This is a genomic window from Streptomyces sp. enrichment culture (assembly GCF_964272895.1).
Classification (GTDB): Bacteria; Actinomycetota; Actinomycetes; order Streptomycetales; family Streptomycetaceae; genus Streptomyces.
The window spans coordinates 5,068,110-5,089,660 of sequence record NZ_OZ186832.1; the positions used below are offsets into that span (position 1 = coordinate 5,068,110).

Annotated in this window: 17 protein-coding genes; 8 read left to right on the forward strand and 9 right to left on the reverse strand. The window is 71.4% G+C overall.

The window, feature by feature from the left end; translation table 11 throughout:
* Positions 1-51 precede the first annotated feature (51 nt).
* Positions 52-207 (forward strand): hypothetical protein, encoded by a 156-nt coding sequence (locus ACSU6M_RS23070; protein WP_437071936.1) that lies wholly within the window; start codon positions 52-54, stop codon positions 205-207.
* A gap of 157 nt (positions 208-364) precedes the next feature.
* Here ACSU6M_RS23070 and ACSU6M_RS23075 read toward each other — a convergent pair whose 3' ends face one another.
* The 6 genes from ACSU6M_RS23075 to ACSU6M_RS23100 form a co-directional block, all read right to left on the reverse strand.
* Positions 365-4,183, reverse strand: a complete 3,819-nt coding sequence (locus ACSU6M_RS23075) for a multifunctional oxoglutarate decarboxylase/oxoglutarate dehydrogenase thiamine pyrophosphate-binding subunit/dihydrolipoyllysine-residue succinyltransferase subunit (RefSeq protein ID WP_437071938.1) — start codon at positions 4,181-4,183, stop codon at positions 365-367.
* A gap of 292 nt (positions 4,184-4,475) precedes the next feature.
* Entirely contained in the window at positions 4,476-5,585 is a 1,110-nt protein-coding gene (locus ACSU6M_RS23080) for a HAMP domain-containing sensor histidine kinase (RefSeq protein ID WP_437071940.1), read from the reverse strand.
* Positions 5,582-6,325 (reverse strand): response regulator transcription factor, encoded by a 744-nt coding sequence (locus tag ACSU6M_RS23085; protein ID WP_437071942.1) that lies wholly within the window; start codon positions 6,323-6,325, stop codon positions 5,582-5,584. Before ACSU6M_RS23085 ends, ACSU6M_RS23080 begins: the two co-directional genes overlap by 4 nt.
* A 113-nt stretch (positions 6,326-6,438) precedes the next feature.
* Positions 6,439-7,131, reverse strand: coding sequence for a spermidine synthase (locus ACSU6M_RS23090; RefSeq protein ID WP_437071944.1), 693 nt, complete (start codon positions 7,129-7,131; stop codon positions 6,439-6,441).
* Positions 7,132-7,229: 98 nt separating this feature from the next.
* A complete protein-coding gene (locus ACSU6M_RS23095; protein ID WP_437075316.1) occupies positions 7,230-8,000 on the reverse strand; it encodes a GNAT family N-acetyltransferase in 771 nt (256 codons plus the stop codon).
* Positions 8,001-8,756: 756 nt separating this feature from the next.
* The gene (locus ACSU6M_RS23100; RefSeq protein WP_437071946.1) at positions 8,757-9,404 is read right to left on the reverse strand and encodes a GNAT family N-acetyltransferase; all 648 of its coding nucleotides are present in this window, start codon (positions 9,402-9,404) and stop codon (positions 8,757-8,759) included.
* Between the two features lie 174 nt (positions 9,405-9,578).
* Here ACSU6M_RS23100 and lon point away from each other — a divergent pair, with 174 nt between their 5' ends.
* Positions 9,579-11,990, forward strand: a complete 2,412-nt coding sequence (gene lon / locus ACSU6M_RS23105; protein WP_437071948.1) for an endopeptidase La — start codon at positions 9,579-9,581, stop codon at positions 11,988-11,990.
* Positions 11,991-12,059: 69 nt separating this feature from the next.
* On the opposite strand, the gene ACSU6M_RS23110 is transcribed toward lon, so the two are convergent.
* Positions 12,060-12,878: a lysozyme gene (locus ACSU6M_RS23110; protein WP_437071950.1), complete on the reverse strand. Its 819-nt coding sequence runs from the start codon at positions 12,876-12,878 to the stop codon at positions 12,060-12,062.
* Positions 12,879-13,104: 226 nt separating this feature from the next.
* Here ACSU6M_RS23110 and ACSU6M_RS23115 point away from each other — a divergent pair, with 226 nt between their 5' ends.
* On the forward strand, positions 13,105-13,596 hold the full coding sequence (locus tag ACSU6M_RS23115) for a MarR family winged helix-turn-helix transcriptional regulator (RefSeq protein ID WP_437071952.1): 492 nt from the start codon (positions 13,105-13,107) through the stop codon (positions 13,594-13,596).
* 31 nt (positions 13,597-13,627) lie between these two features.
* Here the strand turns inward: ACSU6M_RS23115 and ACSU6M_RS23120 are convergent, their stop codons facing one another.
* Positions 13,628-14,416, reverse strand: coding sequence for a protein phosphatase 2C domain-containing protein (locus ACSU6M_RS23120; RefSeq protein ID WP_437071954.1), 789 nt, complete (start codon positions 14,414-14,416; stop codon positions 13,628-13,630).
* A 369-nt stretch (positions 14,417-14,785) separates the two neighbouring features.
* Between ACSU6M_RS23120 and ACSU6M_RS23125 the strand changes: the two genes are divergently transcribed.
* Genes ACSU6M_RS23125 through ACSU6M_RS23145 form a run of 5 tightly spaced genes read left to right on the forward strand, consistent with a single transcriptional unit; the run spans position 14,786 to position 20,319 of the window.
* The gene (locus tag ACSU6M_RS23125) at positions 14,786-17,527 is read left to right on the forward strand and encodes a sensor histidine kinase (protein WP_437071956.1); all 2,742 of its coding nucleotides are present in this window, start codon (positions 14,786-14,788) and stop codon (positions 17,525-17,527) included.
* Complete coding sequence (locus ACSU6M_RS23130; RefSeq protein WP_437071958.1) at positions 17,524-18,027, forward strand: roadblock/LC7 domain-containing protein; 504 nt, start codon at positions 17,524-17,526, stop codon at positions 18,025-18,027. Before ACSU6M_RS23125 ends, ACSU6M_RS23130 begins: the two co-directional genes overlap by 4 nt.
* Complete coding sequence (locus ACSU6M_RS23135) at positions 18,024-18,449, forward strand: DUF742 domain-containing protein (protein ID WP_437071960.1); 426 nt, start codon at positions 18,024-18,026, stop codon at positions 18,447-18,449. The genes ACSU6M_RS23130 and ACSU6M_RS23135 overlap by 4 nt, the downstream gene beginning before the upstream one ends.
* Positions 18,430-19,074 carry a GTP-binding protein gene (locus tag ACSU6M_RS23140; protein ID WP_437071962.1) on the forward strand — a complete coding sequence of 215 codons (645 nt, stop codon included), beginning with the start codon at positions 18,430-18,432 and terminating at the stop codon, positions 19,072-19,074. The genes ACSU6M_RS23135 and ACSU6M_RS23140 overlap by 20 nt, the downstream gene beginning before the upstream one ends.
* Positions 19,075-19,089: 15 nt before the next feature.
* Entirely contained in the window at positions 19,090-20,319 is a 1,230-nt protein-coding gene (locus ACSU6M_RS23145; protein ID WP_437071964.1) for a styrene monooxygenase/indole monooxygenase family protein, read from the forward strand.
* On the opposite strand, the gene ACSU6M_RS23150 is transcribed toward ACSU6M_RS23145, so the two are convergent.
* Positions 20,316-21,467 (reverse strand): NlpC/P60 family protein, encoded by a 1,152-nt coding sequence (locus ACSU6M_RS23150; protein ID WP_437071966.1) that lies wholly within the window; start codon positions 21,465-21,467, stop codon positions 20,316-20,318. The two genes, ACSU6M_RS23145 and ACSU6M_RS23150, sit on opposite strands and share 4 nt — an antisense overlap.
* Positions 21,468-21,551 lie beyond the last annotated feature (84 nt).

Consider the following 21,551-nt stretch of genomic DNA (forward strand, 5'->3'; position numbering starts at 1 on the left):
GCCACGGGTCGTACCCCTCCAGGTTAAGCGGGCCGCCCGTACGGCTCGCACTTGCCGGAACCGTCCCCCACGGGCGTACCGCCCGGTCCACTGGAGGCCCACGCCCTCCAGGCCCTCACCCGCACGCTGGGCCCCGACCACCCCCACACGGTCTCGGCCCGCCACCGCGCCCGCCCCCACTGGGACTTCGAGCCCTACCTGGGCTGAAGCGCCCCGAAAGGGGCGCGGGGAACTGTGCGATCAGCCGGCCAGGGCCCGCAGCCGTGCGCGATCCGAAGACCGCCACCGGGATAGCGAAGGGGCCCAGCGCCCCGAGACGAACTCGGAACACCGGGCCCCATACAGCTGCTGAACCGCCGGAGGCTTACGCCTCGAACACCTCACGCACCAGCTGCTCCTGCTCGGCCTGGTGCCGCTTCGCGGAGCCCACGGCCGGCGAGGAGCTGTGCGGACGCGAGATGCGCCGCAGACGCTCGCCGTGCGGGACGTCGGCGCCGACCGCCAGGTCCAGGTGGTCGATGAGGTTCAGGGCGATGAACGGCCAGGCGCCCTGGTTCGCCGGCTCCTCCTGGGCCCACAGGTACTTCTCGGCGTTCGGGTACTTCTTGATCTCCGCCTGGAGCTCCGTACCCGGCAGCGGGTACAGGCGCTCGATGCGGATGATCGCCGTGTCCGTGACGCCGCGCTTGACCCGCTCGGCCTCCAGGTCGTAGTAGACCTTGCCCGCGCAGAAGACGACCTTCTTCACGGCCGCCGGGTCCACCGAGCTGTCGCCGATGACCGGGCGGAACTGGCCCGTGGTGAACTCCTCCGCCTTCGACGCGGCGGCCTTCAGGCGCAGCATCGACTTCGGGGTGAAGACCACCAGCGGCTTGTGGTGCGGGTTGTGCACCTGCCACCGCAGGAGGTGGAAGTAGTTCGACGGCGAGGTCGGCATGGCGACCGTCATGTTGTTCTGCGCGCACAGCTGGAGGAAGCGCTCCGGGCGGGCGGACGAGTGGTCCGGGCCCTGGCCCTCGTAGCCGTGCGGGAGGAGCAGGACCACACCGGAGGTCTGGGCCCACTTCTGCTCCGCCGAGGAGATGAACTCGTCCACGACCGTCTGGGCGCCGTTGACGAAGTCGCCGAACTGCGCCTCCCACAGCACGAGCGCGTCCGGGCGGGCCAGCGAGTAGCCGTACTCGAAGCCCATGGCCGCGTACTCGGACAGCAGGGAGTTGTAGACGTTCAGGCGCGCCTGGTCCTCGGAGAGGTACTGCAGCGGCGTGTACTCCTCGCCCGTCTCACGGTCGATGATCACCGCGTGACGCTGGCCGAAGGTGCCGCGCTGCGAGTCCTGGCCCGCGAGGCGGACCGGGACGCCCTCCAGGAGCAGCGAGCCGAAGGCGAGGGTCTCGCCCATGCCCCAGTCGATGGTGCCGTCCTCGACCATCGCCGCCCGGCGCTGCAGCTGCGGCAGCAGACGCGGGTGGACGGTGATGTGGTCGGGGATGTTCACCTGGGACTCGGCGATCCGCTTGACGACCTCCGCGGACACCGCGGTGTTCACGGCGACCGGGAACTCGGCCTGCGGGTCGGAGACCTCCACCACGGCCGGCTGCGAGGTGGCCTCGCGGACCTCGGTGAAGACCTTCTCCAGCTGGCCCTGGTAGTCCTGGAGCGCCTGCTCGGCCTCTTCCAGGGTGATGTCGCCGCGACCGATCAGGGACTCGGTGTACAGCTTGCGCACCGAGCGCTTCTTGTCGATCAGGTCGTACATCAGCGGCTGGGTGAAGGCCGGGTTGTCCGACTCGTTGTGACCGCGGCGGCGGTAGCAGATGAGGTCGATCACCACGTCCTTGTTGAACGCCTGGCGGAACTCGAACGCCAGACGCGCGACCCGGACGACGGCCTCGGGGTCGTCGCCGTTCACATGGAAGATCGGGGCCTCGATCATGCGGGCCACGTCCGTCGCGTACATGGAGGAACGCGAGGACTCGGGGGCCGCGGTGAAGCCGACCTGGTTGTTGATGACGATGTGGACCGTGCCGCCGGTGCGGTAGCCGCGCAGCTGCGACATGTTCAGGGTCTCGGCCACCACGCCCTGGCCCGCGAAGGCCGCGTCGCCGTGGATTGCCACCGGCAGGACCGTGAAGTCCGTGCCGCCCTTGTTGATGATGTCCTGCTTGGCGCGGGCCACGCCCTCGAGGACGGGGTCGACCGCCTCCAGGTGCGACGGGTTCGCGACCAGGCTCACCTTGATCTGCTCGCCGTCCAGGCCCGTGAAGGTGCCCTCGGCGCCCAGGTGGTACTTCACGTCGCCGGAGCCGTGCATCGACTTCGGGTCGAGGTTGCCCTCGAACTCGCGGAAGATCTGGGCGTACGACTTGCCGACGATGTTGGCGAGGACGTTCAGGCGGCCGCGGTGGGCCATGCCGATGACGACCTCGTCCAGGCGGGACTCGGCGGCGGAGTCGATGACCGCGTCCAGCAGCGGGATGACGGACTCGCCGCCCTCCAGGGAGAACCGCTTCTGACCGACGTACTTGGTCTGCAGGAACGTCTCGAACGCCTCGGCGGCGTTCAGGCGGCGCAGGATGCGCAGCTGCTCCTCACGCTCCATCCGGGCGTGCGGGCGCTCCACGCGGTCCTGGATCCACTTGCGCTGCTTGGGGTCCTGGATGTGCATGAACTCGATGCCGGTGGTGCGGCAGTACGAGTCGCGCAGCACGCCGAGGATGTCGCGCAGCTTCATCATCGACTTGCCGGCGAAGCCGCCGACGGCGAACTCGCGCTCCAGGTCCCACAGGGTGAGGCCGTGCTCGACGATGTCCAGGTCGGGGTGCTTGCGCTGCTTGTACTCCAGCGGGTCGGTGTCGGCCATGACGTGGCCGCGGACCCGGTAGGAGTGGATCAGCTCGAAGACGCGGGCGGCCTTCGTGACGTCGTCGTCGTGCGAGGCGTCGATGTCCTTGAGCCAGCGGACCGGCTCGTAGGGGATGCGCAGCGCCTCGAAGATGTCGTCGTAGAAGCCGTTCTCGCCGAGCAGCAGGTTGGCGACGGTGCGCAGGAACTCGCCGGAGGCGGCGCCCTGGATGACCCGGTGGTCGTAGGTCGACGTGAGCGTCATGACCTTCGAGATGCCGAGCTTGTTCAGGGTGTCCTGGGAGGTGCCCTGGAACTCCGCCGGGTAGTCCATGGAGCCGACGCCCATGATCACCGACTGGCCGGGCATCAGCCGCGGCACGGAGTGGACGGTGCCGAGGCCGCCGGGGTTGGTCAGGGAGACCGTGACGCCGGTGAAGTCGTCCATCGTCAGCTTGCCGTCGCGGGCGCGGCGGACGATGTCCTCGTATGCCTGCCAGAACTCGAAGAAGTTCAGCGTCTCGGCCTTCTTGATGGCCGCGACGACCAGCTGGCGGTCGCCGTTCGGCTTCACCAGGTCGATGGCGAGGCCCAGGTTGACGTGCTCCGGCTTGACCAGCGTCGGCTTGCCGTCCTTGATCTGGTACGACCAGTTCATCGACGGCATCGCCTTGATGGCGCGCACCATCGCGTACCCGATGAGGTGCGTGAAGGAGATCTTCCCGCCGCGGGCGCGCTTGAGGTGGTTGTTGATGACGATGCGGTTGTCGAACAGCAGCTTCACCGGGACGGCGCGGACCGAGGTGGCGGTCGGCATCTCCAGCGAGGCGTCCATGTTCTTCGCGACCGCGCCGGCCGGGCCGCGCAGCGTCACGTACTCCGGACCGGCCGGGGCCTCGGTGGCCGGGGCGGCCTTGGCGGCGGCCGGCTTGGGGGCCGCAGCGGCGGCGGGCTTCGCCGGGGCCGGGGCGGCGGCCGGAGCCGGGGCCTGGGCCTTCGGGGCGGCGGGCGCCTGAGCGGGCGGCGCGGTGGCCTGTGCGGGCGCGGCGGCCTGTGCGGGTGCCGTCGCGGCCGCGGGTGCGGCAGGAGCCGTGGTGGGGGTCTCCGCGGCCGCCGTGGCCGCGGCACCCGACGCAGCCTGGGACGCGGCGGCCCCCGGCTTGTAGTCGGCGAAGAAGTCCCACCAGGCACGGTCTACCGAATTCGGGTCCTGGAGGTACTGCTGATAGATCTCGTCGACGAGCCACTCATTGGCACCGAAGGCGGCCGCGGGGTTCTTGCCCGCTTGGTCGGCCTCGGTGGCAGGGGCGCTCGAGTTACTGGGGGACTGTGGCGACACGGCGGCAACCGCCCTCTTCCGCTTCACAAGGTGATGGACAGCGGGAATAAAGGCTACGCCTCCAAGACCGAGAAGGTCAGGCCAGGCCCGTTCATCGTCGCGTAAGTCACATTGCGGGGGGTGTTTCGGGGCCGTAAATGGCGGGAAACAAGCGGGGTTCCGGTTCTGTGAGGACGCGCCGAGGGTACGTCTGTGCAGGTCCGGCGCCTGATCGGCGCGGACCTGTGCCTGATCACACGTGTCCGTCAGCGCGGACGCTCATGGATCTTGGGACTCCGGTTCGAACCCTACGTCAACTTCTTGCCGGAGGGATCCCTGGAAGTGTGACAAGAATCCGGCAACCCCGCTCGGATTCGGCCACCCCGATCCGGCCGCCGTGCAGCTCCACCGCCCAGCGGGCGATCGCCAGCCCCAGCCCCGTGCCCCCGTCGCTGCCCGGCCCGTGCGGCCGGGTCACCGCGCCGCGGTTGAACCGCTCGAAGACCTTGTGCCAGTCCGACCGGGGAATGCCGGGTCCCTCGTCCAGGACCTCCAGCTCCAGCGACTCCGGACCGGCCCCCCGCCGCGCCCTGACCGTGACCCGGCCGTGCGGCGGGCTGTGCTTGACCGCGTTGTCGATCAGATTCGCCACGACCTGGTGGATCCGCTCCGGATCCGCGTGGGCGGTCAGCTCCGGCGGCGACACGTCCAGCGCCAGATGCACGTCCGCGCGTGTGTGGCTGCCCGAGCCGGAGGCGATGCCCGCGCGCGCGGAGGCGACCATGTTGGCCTCCTTCAGCACGCCGGACAGGTACGGCCACACCTCGAAGCGGCGGGTCTTGAGCGGTACGACGCCGTTGTCCAGGCGGGAGAGGTCGAGGAGGGTCTCGACGAGCCGGCCGAGGCGCTCGGTCTGCTTCAGGGCCGTGCGCATCGTCTCGGGGTCGGCCTCGGTGACGCCGTCGACGATGTTCTCCAGGACCGCTCTCAGGCCCGCGATGGGGGTGCGCAGCTCGTGCGAGACGTTCGCCACCAGCTCTTTGCGCTGGCGGTCCTGGGCTTCCAGTTCGTCCGCCATCACGTTGATCGTCTGGGCCAGGTCGCCCAGCTCGTCCCGGCGGTTCTCCTGCACCCGGCGCGTGTAGTCGCCGTACGAGATCGAGCGCGCCACCAGGTTCATCTCATCCAGCGGCGAGGTCAGCGAGTGCGCCACGAACTGCGTGATCAGCAGCGTGGCGATCATCGAGAAGACCGTGATGAAGCGCAGTTCGGTCTTGGTGTGCACGGCGATCACCGACAGACCGGTGGTGATCAGCACCGAGATGACGACCAGTGCGCCCAGCTTGGTCTTGATCGAGAACGGGCGTACGCCGCCCCAGGGCTCCCCGGGGCTGCTGCGTACGGCTCTCCGCCCGTCGCTCATGGCGTCGGCGTCTCCAGCGCGTAGCCCACGCCGTGCACGGTACGGATCCGCTCCGCTCCGATCTTGCGGCGCAGCGCCTTGATGTGGCTGTCGACGGTCCGGGTGCCGGAGGCGTCCGCCCAGTCCCACACCTCGGCGAGCAGCTGCTCACGGGAGAGGACGGCCCGCGGGGTGTTCGCCAGGCAGACGAGGAGGTCGAACTCGGTGGGCGTGAGGTGGACGTCCTCGCTGCGCACGCGGACCCGGCGCTGGGCGTGGTCGATCTCCAGCTCGCCCAGGCGCAGGATGCCGGAGCGGGGGGTCGCGGCGGCGAGGGCCGCCCGCTCCACCCGGCGCAGCAGTACGTGCACGCGGGCGGCCAGCTCGCGCATCGAGAACGGCTTCGTCATGTAGTCGTCCGCGCCGACTCCGAGGCCGACCAGCATGTCCGTCTCGTCGTCGCGCGCGGTGAGCATCAGGACCGGGACGGGGCGCTGGGCCTGGACCCGGCGGCACACCTCCAGGCCGTCGAAGCCCGGCAGCATGATGTCGAGGATCAGCAGGTCCGGCTGCCATGCCTCGGCCGTGTCGACCGCGGCCGGGCCGTCGCCTGCGGTTTGCACCAGGAATCCCTCGGCGCGCAGGCGGGCCGCGATGGCGTCGACGATCGTCGCGTCGTCCTCGACCACCAGCACCCGGCGCTGCGCGCCCGGGGAGGTCGTCGCCGTGCCGTTGTTGTGGGAGGTGTGTGTCTGCTCCATCGCCCGCCCCTGAAGTGTGCTTTCCGGAATCAGTGGGGTGATCCCATGTCTGCGTTTGACGCTTGAAAGATCGGCGCCAGGGAAGCAGCGTACGGGGAGTCACCGCGGCTTTGCTATCCAGGTCGGACGGCGAGGTGCACGACGTCCGGAACGCCCCGGGCAACGGGGATCTCTTCGGTACGCACACGCTGGAATCCGGCATTCCACAAGGTTTCTTCAAATCCCGGGGAGGGCTGCGCGGACCACACCGCCAGTACCCCTCCGGGCCTCAACGCCCTTGTGCAGCTTGCGAGTCCGGTCGGTGAGTAAAGGCTCTGATTGTCGTCGGAGACGGTCCAGTCGGGGCCGTTGTCGATGTCCAGGCAGAGGGCGTCGTACGTGGCGTATGTCTCATTGACGTGCGCGAGGAGATCGGCTTCGACGATGTGGGTACGGGAATCCCGGAGAGCCTTCCGGGAGATCTGTGCCAGGGGGCCGTTCCGGTGCCAGTCGATGACGGCGGGTTCCCGTTCCACCACGGTGATCCGTCCCCAGCGGGGGTTCGCCGCGGCGTGTGCGAGCGAGAAGCCGACGCCCAGGCCGCCGACCAGCACATGAGGGGACTCGCGGTCGTCGAGGGCGGCGAGCGCCGCGTCGACGAGCAGGCGTTCGGAGCGGCCGTCGGAGGTGTCCATCAGGAAGCAGCCGTTGGCGATGATCTGCAGCAAATTCCCGTGCCGGCGCAGGACCACCTCGCCGTGGGGGCCCTCGCGACGGTCCAGGACTTCGGGGGTGTCGTAGCCGGGGGTGTCGTAGGAGGTGGACATCCGGCCATCCTGGCATCTTCCTGGCGGGTTCTTGCGGGATTTACCGCCGCGGCTGCCGCGGTAACTCCCGCCGGGGGGAGGGGCCGTGGGACGTCGGTTCAGCTCTCGTCCGGTGTCCGGGGCGTGTCCGGGGTCCATACGTACGGTGTCGTGGTGGTGACCGCGGTGAAGCCGAGGCGTTCCAGGATGGGCCTGCTGTCGTCGGAGGCGTCCACGTGGAGGTACCGGACGCCGCGGGTGGCGGCGAGGGCGGCTCGTACGGCCACCAGGGCGCGGTAGATGCCGCGGCCGCGCCACTGCGGGAGCGTGGAGCCGCCCCACAGGCTGGCGAAGTCCGTTCCCGGGCGGAGGGCCAGCCATGCCGCGCTGACGACCTCGCCGGCCGCCTCGGCGACGTAGACCGCGATCTGGTCCGGGGCGGAGGCGACGCGGCCGATCAGGTCCTCGGCGACCGGGCCGAAGTCGCCGCCCCAGATCTTCTCCTCCAGGGCGCCGACGCGGTGCATGTCCGCGTCCGCGGTGACGCGGCGGAGGGTGACGCCGGGGGGCAGGGTGGGGGTGGGGTCCGCCATGCGGGCGGCTTCGCCGATGACGACCGTCTCGGGGGTGTGGGGGGTGAAGCCGGCGGTGCGGAGGCGGTCGGGGAGGTCGGCGGGGAGGTCGTGGCCGCGGGTCTTCCACTCCACGGCCTCGCCGCGGGCCGCGAAGTAGTCGCGCTGCGCCTGGATCAGGCGGTCCAGTGCGGCGCCCTCCACGCCGAGGTCTCTCGGGCCCGTGACGAATCCCCTGAACTGTCCCACCACCCGAAGGAGCGGCCCCTCCCGCTCGACGCTCACCCCTTCGGGCAGCGAGGGCGCCACGCCGCGCATCTGGGCGTCGTAGGCGGCGAGGAGGGTGGCGGTGGTGGTGTCGGTGGTGGTGGCGGTGGTGGCGGCGGCCGTGGCGGTGTCGGGGTTCTGGGTGATCGTCATGGCGGAACGGTGGCCGGTGGGGGTGGGGGCGGCAAGTCGTTTTCCGTCCGCGGGTGGGTGGGGGGATGCCTGCGGCGGCCTGCTGGTGTCCGGTGGGGGCGGGCGTAGCGCTGCCGGGTGGTGGGTGGGTCGGGGCCGCGCCGGGGGGTGTCCGTCCTCGGTCCGGCGGTTCTGTCGGGACCTAGGGTGACTGCCTGACGGACGCCGGCCGCTGCGGGCGGACACCCCCCGGCACGTCCCCTTCCCGCCGTCGGCGGCTGACCGACGCCCACTGTGCTGGGTGCCTCGTCGCCGTTGGCGGCTGACCGACGCCCGCGGTGGGTTGTGCCTCGTCGCCGTGGGCGGATGACCGGGCCCACCGGCTGTGGCAGCTTCTCGCCGTCGGGGGCTGAGCGACGCCTCCGGTGCGTGGTGTCGTCGCCGTCGGCGGCTGACCGGGCCCACGGGCGTGGCAACTTCTCGCCGTGGGCGGCTGATCGGCCCACGGTTGTGGCGGCTCCTCGCCGTCGGGCCCGCGGTGCGTGTGGCTTGTCGTTGCGGGGGTCCTTTCTGGCGCCGGGCAGGTGTACGTAGTCAGGGGCGCGGGGAACTGCGCGACCAGCCCACGACTGCCCGCACCCGCGTACGGCGGAACCCACGGAGTGGGCGGTGAGATTACGTGCCCAGGAACCTCGCGCTGGTCAGGGGCGCCTCCACCCGCCACCCGAGGGACTCGTACAGCGCGCGCCCCTGCGGTGTGCCGGCGAGGACGCCGGTGTGGGCGCCCTGGGTGGCGGCGGCGTGGTGGAGGGTGCGCAGGACGAAGGAGCCGAGGCCCTTGCGGCGGTGGTCGGGGGAGGTCTCGATCTGGTCGGCGACGGCCGTGCCCCCGGTGACGGCGATCTGGCCGCGGGCGGAGAGGGAGCCGTCGGGGGCGGTGAGGAGGACGCGGGTCACGCCGCCCCGGCTCCAGACGCGGAGGCGGTGGCCCTGGGGGGTGGTGTCGGGGGCGGTGGAGCCGGTGAGGGGGACCGTCATGAGGTAGCCGGGCTCGGGGTCGATCCACCAGGGGCCGTCCAGCCAGTCGGCGGTCTCCTCGGGGTGCCGGAAGAGCTTCAGCCACACCCCGGCTCCCGTGACGGAAGCGGCCACCTTGCGCACGGTCGTCTCGTCGACGTCGTCGTTCACCGCGCCGAGGACATGCCGGGTGACCTCCGTCGGCCGGCCGGTGTCGATGGTCCAGCCCCAGGGCTCGGCGTAGGGGGGTGCCGCGCCGCGGGAGACGACCCAGCCGTCGATCCAGGCCCGTACGGTTCCGTTCATGCCGCTCCCTGTAATAGGTGACTATCGACTTTGGCTCTTACTGGTGTGACGATATGGGGCGGCTTGACCGGTCCGACAGGGGTGATCGCTCATAGCGAACACACCTTTGGGAACATCCCGAGGCTCACGAGCATTGAGTCGGCATAGCTCAACTTGACTGCCGAAGGGGAGATCATGGCTGCTGAGTCCACGGCGTTCACACCGCTGGCCCTGCCTGTGCTGCCGCTCGACGACGAGGTCGTGCTGCCCGGGATGGTGGTTCCGCTGGACCTCAACGACACGGACGTAAGGGCCGCGGTGGAGGCCGCTCAGGCCGCCGCCCGCAACGAGCCCGGCAAGCCCAGGGTGCTCCTGGTGCCGCGGATCGACGGGACGTACGCCGGTACGGGCGTCCTCGGCACCGTGGAGCAGGTCGGGCGGCTGGCCGACGGCGACCCGGGTGCCCTGATCCGGGGGCGTGGACGGGTGAAGATCGGGGCCGGGACGACCGGACCGGGACGGGCGCTGTGGGTCGAGGGCACGCGGATCGACGAGAAGGTGCCCGAGCCGCTGCCGGGGCAGGTGAGCGAGCTGGTCAAGGAGTACAAGGCCCTCGCCACGACCTGGCTGAAGAAGCGCGGGGCCTGGCAGGTCGTCGACCGGGTGCAGGCCATCGACGACGTCTCGGCGCTCGCCGACAACTCCGGCTACTCGCCGTTCCTGACCGTCGAGCAGAAGGTCGAACTGCTGGAGACCGCCGATCCGGTCGCCCGCCTCAAGCTCGCCACCCAGCAGCTGCGCGACCACCTCGCGGAGCAGGAGGTCGCCGAGACCATCGCCAAGGACGTCCAGGAGGGCGTCGACAAGCAGCAGCGGGAGTTCCTGCTGCGGCGGCAGCTGGAGGCCGTGCGCAAGGAGCTGCGGGAGCTGAACGGCGAGAAGGAGGGCGAGGAGTCCGACGACTACCGCGCCCGCGTCGAGGCGGCCGACCTGCCGGAGAAGGTGCGCGAGGCCGCGCTCAAGGAGGTCGACAAGCTGGAGCGGGCGTCCGACCAGTCGCCCGAGGGATCCTGGATCCGGACCTGGCTGGACACCGTCCTGGAGCTGCCCTGGAACGAGCGGACCGAGGACGCGTACGACATCCAGGGCGCCAAGGCCGTGCTGGACGCCGAGCACGCCGGGCTGGAGGACGTGAAGGAGCGCATCACCGAGTATCTGGCGGTGCGCAAGAGGCGTCACGAGCGGGGCCTGGGCGTCGTCGGCGGGCGGCGGGGCGGCGCCGTGCTGGCGCTCGTCGGGCCGCCCGGTGTCGGCAAGACCTCGCTCGGCGAGTCCGTCGCGCACGCCATGGGCCGGAAGTTCGTGCGGGTCGCCCTCGGTGGTGTGCGGGACGAGGCCGAGATCCGCGGGCACCGGCGTACGTATGTGGGGGCGCTGCCCGGGCGGATCGTGCGGGCGATCAAGGAGGCCGGGTCGATGAACCCGGTCGTGCTGCTGGACGAGATCGACAAGGTGGGGTCCGACTTCCGCGGCGACCCGGCCGCCGCCCTGCTGGAGGTGCTGGACCCGGCGCAGAACCACACCTTCCGGGACCATTACCTGGAGGTGGAGCTGGATCTGTCGGACGTCGTCTTCCTGGCCACCGCCAATGTGCTGGAAGCCATCCCGGAGGCTCTGCTCGACCGGATGGAGCTGGTGCGGCTGGACGGCTACACCGAGGACGAGAAGATCGTCATCGCCCGCGACCATCTGCTGCCGCGCCAGCTGGAGCGGGCCGGGCTGGAGCAGGACGAGGTCACCCTGGAGGAGAGCGCGCTGCGCAAGCTGGCCGGGGAGTACACCCGTGAGGCGGGGGTGCGCACCCTGGAGCGGTCCATCGCGCGGCTGCTGCGCAAGGTCGCCGCCCAGCACGAGCTGGGGGAGCGGGAGCTGCCGTTCACCATCGGTGCCGACGATCTGCGCGGGCTGATCGGCCGGCCGCACCATGTGCCGGAGTCGGCGCAGGACCCGGCCGAGCGGCGCACGGCCGTGCCGGGGGTGGCGACCGGGCTCGCGGTGACCGGCGCGGGCGGTGACGTGCTGTACGTCGAGGCGTCGCTGGCCGATCCGGAGACGGGCGCGGCGGGGCTGACCCTGACGGGGCAGCTGGGTGACGTGATGAAGGAGAGCGCGCAGATCGCGCTGTCCTTCCTGCGCAGCCACGGCGCCGAGCTGGAGCTGCCGGTCGGTGACCTGAAGGACCGGGGTGTGCACATCCACTTCCCCGCGGGTGCCGTGCCGAAGGACGGTCCGAGCGCCGGCATCACGATGACGACGGCCCTGGCCTCGCTGCTCAGCGGGCGGCTGGTGCGGACGGACGTGGCGATGACCGGTGAGGTCTCGCTGACCGGCCGTGTCCTGCCCATCGGCGGCGTCAAGCAGAAGCTGCTCGCCGCCCAGCGCGCCGGTGTCACCACCGTGATCATCCCCAAGCGCAACGAGCCCGACCTGGACGACGTCCCGGCCGAGGTGCTGGACAAGCTCGACGTCCACACCGTCACCGATGTCCGCCAGGTGCTGGAGATCGCGCTCGCACCGGCCGCCGCCGAGGTTCCCGTGGCGGCGTGACGGACGCCGCGGGAAGAGAGGAAGGCCCGGGTCCCCGTGCGGGAGGCCCGGGCCTTCGCCGGGTGCGGATCAGCCGTAGGCGAGGGCCTGGACGCGGTCCAGGGCGCCGTTGAACTTGTTGTGGTCGCCGACCGTCGGGCCGGTCGAGGTGTACTGCCACATCGTGTAGTAGGCCCAGCCCGCCGGAAGTTCGCCCACCGTCGTCGCGTAGCGCGCGATCCAGAGCGGGTTGTACTGGGCGAAGCCGCCGTAGTTGCCGGTGCACTGCTTCCACCAGCTGGTGGCCGTGTAGATCACGGCGTCGCGGCCGGTGCGGGCCTTGTACTGGTTGAGGAAGTCGCGGATCCAGCTGACCATGCCCGCCTGCGTCTTGCCGTAGCAGGTGGAGCCGTAGGGGTTCCACTCGATGTCCAGGGCGCCGGGGAGGGTCCTGCCGTCGCGCGACCAGCCGCCGCCGTTGTCGACGAAGTAGTTGGCCTGGGTGGCGCCGCTGGTGGTGTCGGGGGTGGCGAAGTGGTACGCGCCGCGGATCATGCCGACGTTGTAGGAGCCGTTGTACTGCTGGGCGAAGTAGGGGTTCTTGTAGTACGTGCCCTCGGTCGCCTTGACGTAGGCCCACTTCACCCCGCTGTTCCACAGGGTGGTCCAGGCGACGTTGCCCTGGTGGCTGCTGACGTCGACGCCCTCGGTCTGGGTGGCGTCACCGGGGACCGGCGTGCCGTGCTGGCCGTCGTGGGGGATGACGCCCATGCCCATGTGGGCGGAGCCGCGCGGGGGGACGTCGGCCGCGGAGGAGGGCGTGGCGAGGAGGAGGGACAGGGCCGCGAGCAGGGTGCCGGCGAGGGTGAGGCGCCGGCGTCGAGTGGTTCCGGGTCTGTGCACGGGCATGGTGGTGCCTCCGAAGACTCGGTGGTGCTCGGTGGGGGGAAATGCCTGACATGGCGTGGGCATGCCAGTATTTGCCTGAGGAGAAGCTACGCACGTAGACCTCGGGGTGGGAAGAGGGTCCGGACACCGCCGTTGGTCTACGCCTGCGAAATACTGACCGAGCTGCGGCGATGGTCGCCTTTGACGGAAACTTTCAGGAACGGGAAACCGGAGCAGGGGTGCTGACGTGCACGAGCGCGGAAACGGTGGCGAAGGGCAAGGGGAATCCGACGCTTCGGCGAGTGGTGTGGACCAGGAGTTCCTGGCCCTGGAGCGGGAGCTGACGGTCTTTCTGCGGCGGGCCCGCGCTAGTCAGGGGGAGATGGCCCGTGAGGTCCATCCCGATCTGGAGTCCTCCGCCTACGGGCTGCTCGTCCGGCTCGACGAGAGCGGCGGCCAGCGCGCCACCGACCTCGCCGCCTACATCGGCGTCGGCAAGGCCACCATGTCCCGTCAGCTGCGCGCCCTGGAGGAGCTGGGCCTGGTCGCCCGCGAGCCCGACCCGGCCGACGGCCGCGCCTGGCTGGTCCGCCTCACCGAGGAGGGCCGCTCCCGGGTGGGCCGGGTCCGCGAGGCCCGCCGTGCCCGGTACGTCCGCAAGCTCGACCACTGGGACCGGCGCGAGGTGGCCGAACTGGCGCGGCTGCTGCACCGGTTGAACAGCGGCATGGAGAAGTAAGGCCCCCGGCTCTCCGGGGCCGCCCGGGCGGCTAGAGATCCACCAGGACGACCGTCGCGTCGTCGTGCGTCTTGCCGCGCCCCAGGTGCCTGCGCTCCCGCGCGTCCGCCCGCTCCAGCTCGCGCACCCGGTCCACCAGCCCCCGCGGCCCCTCCTTGCGGACGTAGGTGAACAGGTCCGTCCAGTCGCCCTCGTGGAACCTCTCCGTCCAGCGCGTCGCCCCGTCCGTGAGGGCGGCCAGGGACCGCACCGCGGCGCGCGGAAGGGTGCCGGTGACCGCGCGGGCGGACACGGCGGGATCGGCGGCGGCCGTGAAGAAGCCGCCCTCCTTGTTGCGGGCCACCGCGTCGATCACCTCGTCGGAGACCCGCAGCTCGGGCGGGAGGCGGTCCAGGCGGTCGTCGAGCACGGCGGTGACGGCGCCGTCGGGGGACTGGAGCAGCAGCACCGAGTCGGCGAGGACCAGGTACTCCACCCTCTCCGCGTCCCAGCGGGCCAGAACCACCGTGGCCTGTGGGGTGCGAGGGTGAGAAAGGTCACACGTGTGCGCATGTGACTCGGCGGTACGAGCGAGGGCACGGGACAGCGCGTCGGCGAGGGGAACATCCGGGAGTGAAACGGTCAGTTCGGTCAGGGCGCCGCCCAGCCGCGCCGTGTACCAGGGGACGGAATGCAGACACCCCGTCCCGCCCCTCGGGGGCGTCACCCCGTCCAGCACCACCAGCGAACCGCCCTGTCCGCAGGCGGATGTGCCGACGCTCGCGAAGTCCTCGTTGGGGCGCGCGGGGGCGGCCGGTTCGCAGACGAGTTCGGTTCGCATCCGGCCAGTCTGCACCAGGCCCTCACTTCCTTCGCCAAAGGCCGGCATCCGCCCGGGAATCGACGCACCGGCGCAGCTCATCCGCCGGGTTTGGGGTGGAATACCGCACTCCGGGAAGACGTGGCGGCGAATACTGTCAAAGCCCGCCGTCCACGTCCAACCGGCCCGCCCGGCAAGGCCGTCGCACAGGCCACGGGAACTTGCCCGCCAACTCCCCTCCGATGTTCACTCCTTCGGGTGGCGGGTCTGGTGATGCACGCTCCCTGCCCACCGGCACTGGGAGGGTCTGGAGCCGTAACCCGGTGTGTGCGCACCAGTTGCACCGATTGACGGGGCGTCACCCGGGCCCATGGGTACACGAGTACAGGAATGCGAGCACCGGTGCAGAAGATGCGGCCTCGGCGCACAGGCAGGCAGACGGCTCCCGAAGGGGGCCCGGAGCAGCAGCCCGGCACCCCGGTCGGCAAGGGTCGGCCGACCCATGTACGCAACCGGCTGATCGTCGCCGTGGCCGTCGTCGCGGCCGCGATCGCCGGCGCGGGCGCACCCTCCGTACTCGCCGCCTCCGGGCAGCTGAGCGACACGCAGGACCTGGTCACCCTCGCCGAGCAGACCCGCGACGCCCTCACCCTCGCCCACTCGCTCGCCGACGAGCGTGACGAGGTCACCTCCTTCGTCGCCGCCGGACGCCCCAAGTCCAAGGCACCCTCCGAGCAGCGCAGCGCCCGCGTCGACCGGCAGGTGCAGGAGCTGCGCGCCGACACCGACACCCCCGCCGCGCTGCGGGAGGACCTGGACTCCATCGCCGCCCTGCGCCGGGCGGCGCTCACCGGGAAGAGCACCGCGCTGGAGACGCACGAGGCGTACTCCACGGCCATCGCCGAGCTGCACCGCCTCGCCGAGGACCTCGCCGAGCAGCTGCCCCCGCGGGCCGGCTCCGGCGCCTACGCGCTCGCCGAGCTCGACATGGCCGTCCAGCAGGCCGCCGCCACCCGCGGGCTGCTGCTGGCCGCGCTGAACGTGCCGAGCGGCACGGAGACCGTCTGGGACCCGGTGACCGGCCAGAACGTCGAGAACACCGTCTCCGAGGACCCCGAGCAGCGCGACGCCCTGTCCACCGCCGCCCAGCAGGCCCGGCTGCGCTCGGACGCCGCCCTCGCCGACTTCCAGGACACCGCGACCGACAAGGCCCGCACCTCCTACGAGTCCACGGTGACCGGCGCCGAGGTCAACGACGCCGAGAAGTACCTCGCCGCCCTCACCGACGAACCCACCCTCTCCGACGGCGACCAGAGCGTCAGCCCGGAGAAGCTGGACGCCGCCCTCACGGCCCGCGTCGAGACCATGCGCGGCGTCGAGTCCGCCCTCTACAACCAGCGCGTCAAGGACCTCGCCCAGCTCCGTGACGACGACGTCACCGCGCTGGAGATCCGCATCGCCGTGCTGGGCGCCCTGATGCTGCTCGCCGTCGGCATCGCCACCGCCATGGCGCGCACCCTCACCCGCCCGCTCGCGGTGCTGCGCCTCGGCTCCAAGCGGCTGGCCGAGGCCGCCGACCCGGCCGCCGAGGAACCGGTGAAGTTCACCGGCCGCAACGACGAGTTCGCCCAGGTCGTCCGCTCCGTCAACGCCCTGCACGCGCACGCCGCCGCCCTCCACGAGCGCATCGCCACCCTGGAGGCCGACCGCAAGCACCTGGTCGGCCAGCGGCAGAAGATGGCCGACGCCCGCGAGGAGCTGCGCGCCGAACTCGCCGGCTCCGCCGCCGCCCTGGAGCGGCTGCGCGGCTCCATCGGCTCCACCTTCGTCAACCTCGCCCTGCGCACGCTGGGCCTGGTCGAGCGGCAACTGGCCGTCATCGAGGGCCTGGAGGAGCGCGAGCAGGACCCCGAGCGGCTCGCCACCCTCTTCAAGCTGGACCACTTCGCCACGGTCATGCGCCGGCACAGCGAGAACCTCCTGGTCCTCGCCGGCACCGAGCATGTCCAGCAGACCGCGCACCCCGTCCCGCTGGTCGACGTCGTCCGCGCCGCCGTCAGCGAGATCGAGCGCTACGAGCGCGTCCGTATCGCCGCGCTGCCGCCGCACGCGCACATCGCCGGGTTCGCCGCGGACGACCTGAGCCACCTGCTGGCCGAACTCATGGAGAACGCCACCTCGTTCTCCCCGCCCGACCTGCCCGTCGAGGTCTCCGGCTGGCTCCTGGAGAACGGCGAGGTCATGCTCTCCGTCCAGGACGAGGGCATCGGCATGGCCGGCGAGCGCCTGGAGCGGCTGAACTCCCGCCTGAAGGACTTCGACCCGGAGACGCCGTACGACCAGGAGGGCGAGGACGGCCTCGGCCTCGGGCTCTACGTCGTCGCCCGCCTCGCCCACCGCCACGGCGTCCGCGTCCAGCTGCGCGAGCAGAAGCAGGGCGGCATCGCGGCGGTCGTCGTCCTGCCCACCGGCCTGCTCGCCGCCGCCCCGCAGGCCGCGGTCCCCTCCACCGCTCCCGCCTCCGGCGGCACCCTCTCCTTCTCCCTCCCCGGCGCCGACGCGGAGGCCAACTCCAACGTCCTTCCGGGCCGCACCGCGGGCACCGACCCACTGGTGGAGCTGGCGGAGAAGACCGTACGGGCGTCGGCGGAAGCCGAGGAGCCGGTACGGGACTCCGCGGAGGCGGAGGCCGAGGCGGAGACGGCACCGGACTCCGCGGAGACGGAGGCACCGGCGCAGGCTCCGACGGAAACGCCGGCGGAGACGACCATGGAGCTCCTGGCCCCCGTACCGGCGACGGACGCCGAGGTCCGGGACGACGAGCCCGCGGCCGCCGAAGGCGAGACCGGGGCCGAGGCCGAGCACGAGCGCACCCCCGACGAGGACGAGCCCCTCACCGCCAAGGGCCTGCCCAAGCGCACTCCGAAGATCACCGCCTCCGTCCCGGCGCCGCGCCAGCGCAGCGGCTCCGTGGACGCCGAGGCCCTACGCCGTCGCCTGGGCGGCTTCCGCAGGGGAGCGGAGGCCGGCTACCGCGACGTAGAGGCAGAGATCGCACAGACCGCCGCACGAGACGTACACGCACACGCCGATGAAGCCACGGGGGGCACAGTCGAGGAGGCAAGCAGTTGACCGCGCCCAGTACCTTCGGACTGAGCAGTGAGGCCCGCAATCTGCACTGGCTGCTGACCAATCTGGTCGAGGAGGTGCCCGGCATCCTCTCGGTCGCCGTGGTCTCCTCCGACGGCCTGCTGCTCCTCTCCTCCGACCCGGGAAGGAACGAGGCGGCCCGCCAGGCGGCCGAGGGCAGGCCCACCGGCCCCCGCGGCTCCTCCGCCGACCTGGCCACCGTCGTCTCCGGCATCGGCAGCCTCACCGTGGGCGCCGCCCGCCTGCTGGAGTTCGGCGGCGTCAAGCACACCATGGTCGCCATGGACGAGGGCAGCCTGTTCGTGATGTCGATCAGCGACGGCTCGCTGCTCGGTGTGCACGGCTCCGCCGACTGCGACATGAGCGTCGTGGCGTACCACATGGCCCTCTTCGTGGGCCGCGCCGGGCACGTCCTGACGCCGGAACTCCGCAGCGAGCTGCGCAAATCCCTGGAGTCGGAGACCGCGGGGAGCGTGCGATGACCGCCGGCGTGCCGAAGAACCGTCTCCCCGTCCGCGGCGGCGACCGCAAGCCCGCCAGGGTGCGCCCCTACTCGCTCACCGGCGGCCGCACCCGCTTCGGCCACGTCCTGCTGGTGGAGACCTTCGTGGCGACCACGGGCGAGCTGGAGGCGCCGGAGGAGCGCAAAGAGCTGACGAATGGTTCCCTCAGCACCCGGGTCATGCCCGAGATGCGGGCCATCGTCGAACTGTGCCGCCGTATGCGCACGGTGGCCGAGGTCGCCGCGCTGCTGAAGATGCCGCTCGGTGTGGTCCGCGTGCTCCTCAGCGATCTCGCGGACCAGGGAAAGATCCGGGTGTACGGGACGGGCACGGGCCACGGCACGGGCCGGCCGGACCGCGCACTGCTCGAAAGGGTGATGAGTGGACTCCGTCGTCTCTGACGCCGCCCCCGCGGCGGGCGTCGCCCCGCTCGTCGATACGGACGAGAACCTGAAATCCTGGCAGACGGACCGCACCCGCGCCCCCATCGCCACGAAGATCGTCGTGGCCGGAGGCTTCGGCGTCGGCAAGACCACGCTGGTCACCGCCGTCTCGGAGATCACGCCGCTGCAGACCGAGGCGCTGATGACCGAGGCGAGCGAGGAGACCGACGACCTCACCGCCACGCCGGGCAAGCTCACCACGACCGTGGCGATGGACTTCGGCCGCATCACGCTCGACGACGACCTGGTGCTCTACCTGTTCGGCACGCCGGGCCAGCAGCGGTTCTGGTTCATGTGGGACGACCTGGTGCGCGGTGCGATCGGCGCCGTCGTGATGGCCGACACCCGCCGCCTGAAGGACTGCTTCCCCGCGCTCGACTACTTCGAGAGCTGCGGGATGCCGTACGTCGTGGCGGTCAACCACTTCGAGGGCACCGAGCTGTTCGAGCCGGAGGACGTGCGCGAGGCCCTCACCGTTCCTCCGCACGTGCCTGTCATGATCATGGACGCGCGGCGCCGGATCTCGGTGATCGAGACCCTTCTGGCCCTCGTGGGCCACGCCCTCGACGAAACACCCGAGTAGGAGAACAGCACTCGTATGCGGAAGATACTCGTCGTCGGAGCCGGCCAGTCCGGCCTCCAGCTCGCCCTCGGACTCCAGTCGCACGGGTACGAGGTCACCCTGATGTCCAACCGGACCGCGGACGAGATCCGCTCCGGCCGGGTGATGTCGACGCAGTGCATGTTCCACACCGCCCTCCAGCACGAGCGCGACCTCCAGCTGAACTTCTGGGAGTCCCAGGCCCCGAAGATCGAGGGCCTCGGCGTCTCGGTCGCCGGTCCTGAGTCGCAGCGGCTGATCGACTGGGTCGGCAGGCTCGACGGCTACGCCCAGTCCGTGGACCAGCGGGTGAAGATGGCCGGCTGGATGGAGACCTTCGCCCAGCGCGGCGGCCAGCTCGTCATCCACGGCGCCGCGGTCTCCGACCTCGACTACTTCTCCCGCGCCTACGACCTCGTCCTGGTCTCCGCGGGCAAGGGCGAGCTGGTCCAGATGTTCGGCCGCGACGCCTCCCGCTCCCCGTACAGCGAGCCGCAGCGCGCCCTCGCGGTCGCCTACGTCCACGGGCTGGGACCGCGCCCCGAGCACCCCGAGTTCGACGCGGTCCGCTGCAACCTGGTCCCCGGCGTCGGCGAGCTGTTCGTCATGCCGACGCTCACCACCTCCGGGCGGGCCGACATCCTGTTCTGGGAGGGCGTTCCGGGCGGTCCGCTGGACGTCTTCCAGGGCGTCAAGGACCCCGCGGAGCACCTTTCCCTGACGCTGGAGCTCATGGAGAAGTTCCTGCCCTGGGAGTACGCCCGCGCCACCAAGGTCGAGCTGACCGACGCAGGCGGCACGCTGTCCGGCCGCTACGCGCCGACGGTCCGCAACCCCATCGGCCGGCTGCCGGGCGGCGGGCTGGTGCTGGGTGTCGCCGACGTCGTCGTCGCGAACGACCCGATCACCGGCCAGGGCTCCAACTCCGCGTCCAAGTGCGCGGCTTCGTACCTCGCCTCGATCCTTGAGCACGGGGAGAAGGAGTTCGACGAGGTCTGGATGCAGCAGACGTTCGACCGGTACTGGGCCACGGCTCAGCATGTGGTCAAGTGGACCAACGCGATGCTGGCTCCGCCGCCGGAGCATGTGCTGAACCTGATCGGGGCGGCCGGGCAGATCCCGGCTGTGGCGGATCGGTTCGCCAACGGGTTCAACGACCCGGCCGACTTCGAGAACTTCTTCTTCGAGGAGGAGAAGGCGGCGGCGTACCTGGGGTCGTTCGCCTAGTCGTGGCGGGGCTTCGCCGCACGGGCGACCGCGGGTCCTCCGTGGTCGCTCGCGCCCGCGCGGCGGAGCCGCACCTCGGACGGGGCCCCTTCGGGGCGTACCGCACCCAGGATCGGCAGGGACGCGAGGGGCGCCACCTGGACCCGCTCTCCCGTCCTGGGGGCGTGGACGATCATGCCCTCGCCCAGGTAGAGGGCCACATGGGTGGCCTCCGGGTGGTAGACGACCAGGTCTCCCGGGCGCAGGCCGGACAGCGGGACGCGGTCCAGCCGCGCCCATTGCTCCTGGCTGGTGCGCGGAATCCGTACGCCCGCCTTCGCCCACGCCCGGGAGGTCAGGCCCGAGCAGTCGTAGGTGTCCGGGCCCTCGGCGCCCCACTCATAGGGCTTGCCGATCTGCTGGACGGCGTGGCGCAGGGCGCGGTCGGCCGCTCGGGAGGGCTCCGCCAAGGCGCTGGGAGCGCCGGGGGCGGCCATGATCTCCCGCTGGGCCCTGGCGATGCCCTGGCGCTCGAACGCGCCGAGGGCGGCGATCTGTTCGGGGGTGAGGGCGGCCAGAAGACCCTCGATCTCGGCCAGGCGCCTGCGTACGTCGTCGCGCTGCTTCTTGTGCTGCTCGACGAGCGTCAGCCGGCGGTCCAGCGCCTCGCGGGCCTTGCGGGCCAGTTCGGCGGCCTTGCGTTCGGTGCCGGTGAGGCGGCCCACCGTGCGGGCGCGGTCGCGGGCCAGACGGGCGATCACATGGCCCTGGTCGAGGGCGTGCTGGGGGTCGCGGGCGAGCAGCAGACGGACGTACGGGGAGAGGTCGGTGCTGCTCTGGTACTGCTGGCGGGCCAGGCGTCCGGCGGCGCCCCGGCTGTCGTGCAGGGAGAGCCGGACGCGGGACAGCGCGGTGTCGAGCCGGGCGACCTCGGCGCGCTGCTCCTTGAGCCTCTCCCCGGTGGCGTTGTACCTCTCGGTGGCCTGCTCGGCCTCGCGGTACAGCCGCTGAAGGTCCGTCAGCAGGTCCGCGACGGGGCGGTCGGCGGCCGCCGGGCTGTGCAGCGCGGTCGCGTCGGGTTCCGGGACGGCCGCCGCGGGGGCGGCCACGAGGACGGCCTGGGCCGCCGTCGCCGCCGTACAGACCAGTCGCAGAAGCCTTCCTGACACGTCATCACCTCCGGTGCACGGGAGCGATCGCCCCGCACCGCGAGCATGGGACGGGTTCTCGCGGGTGCGCGCGCCGGATGTGGG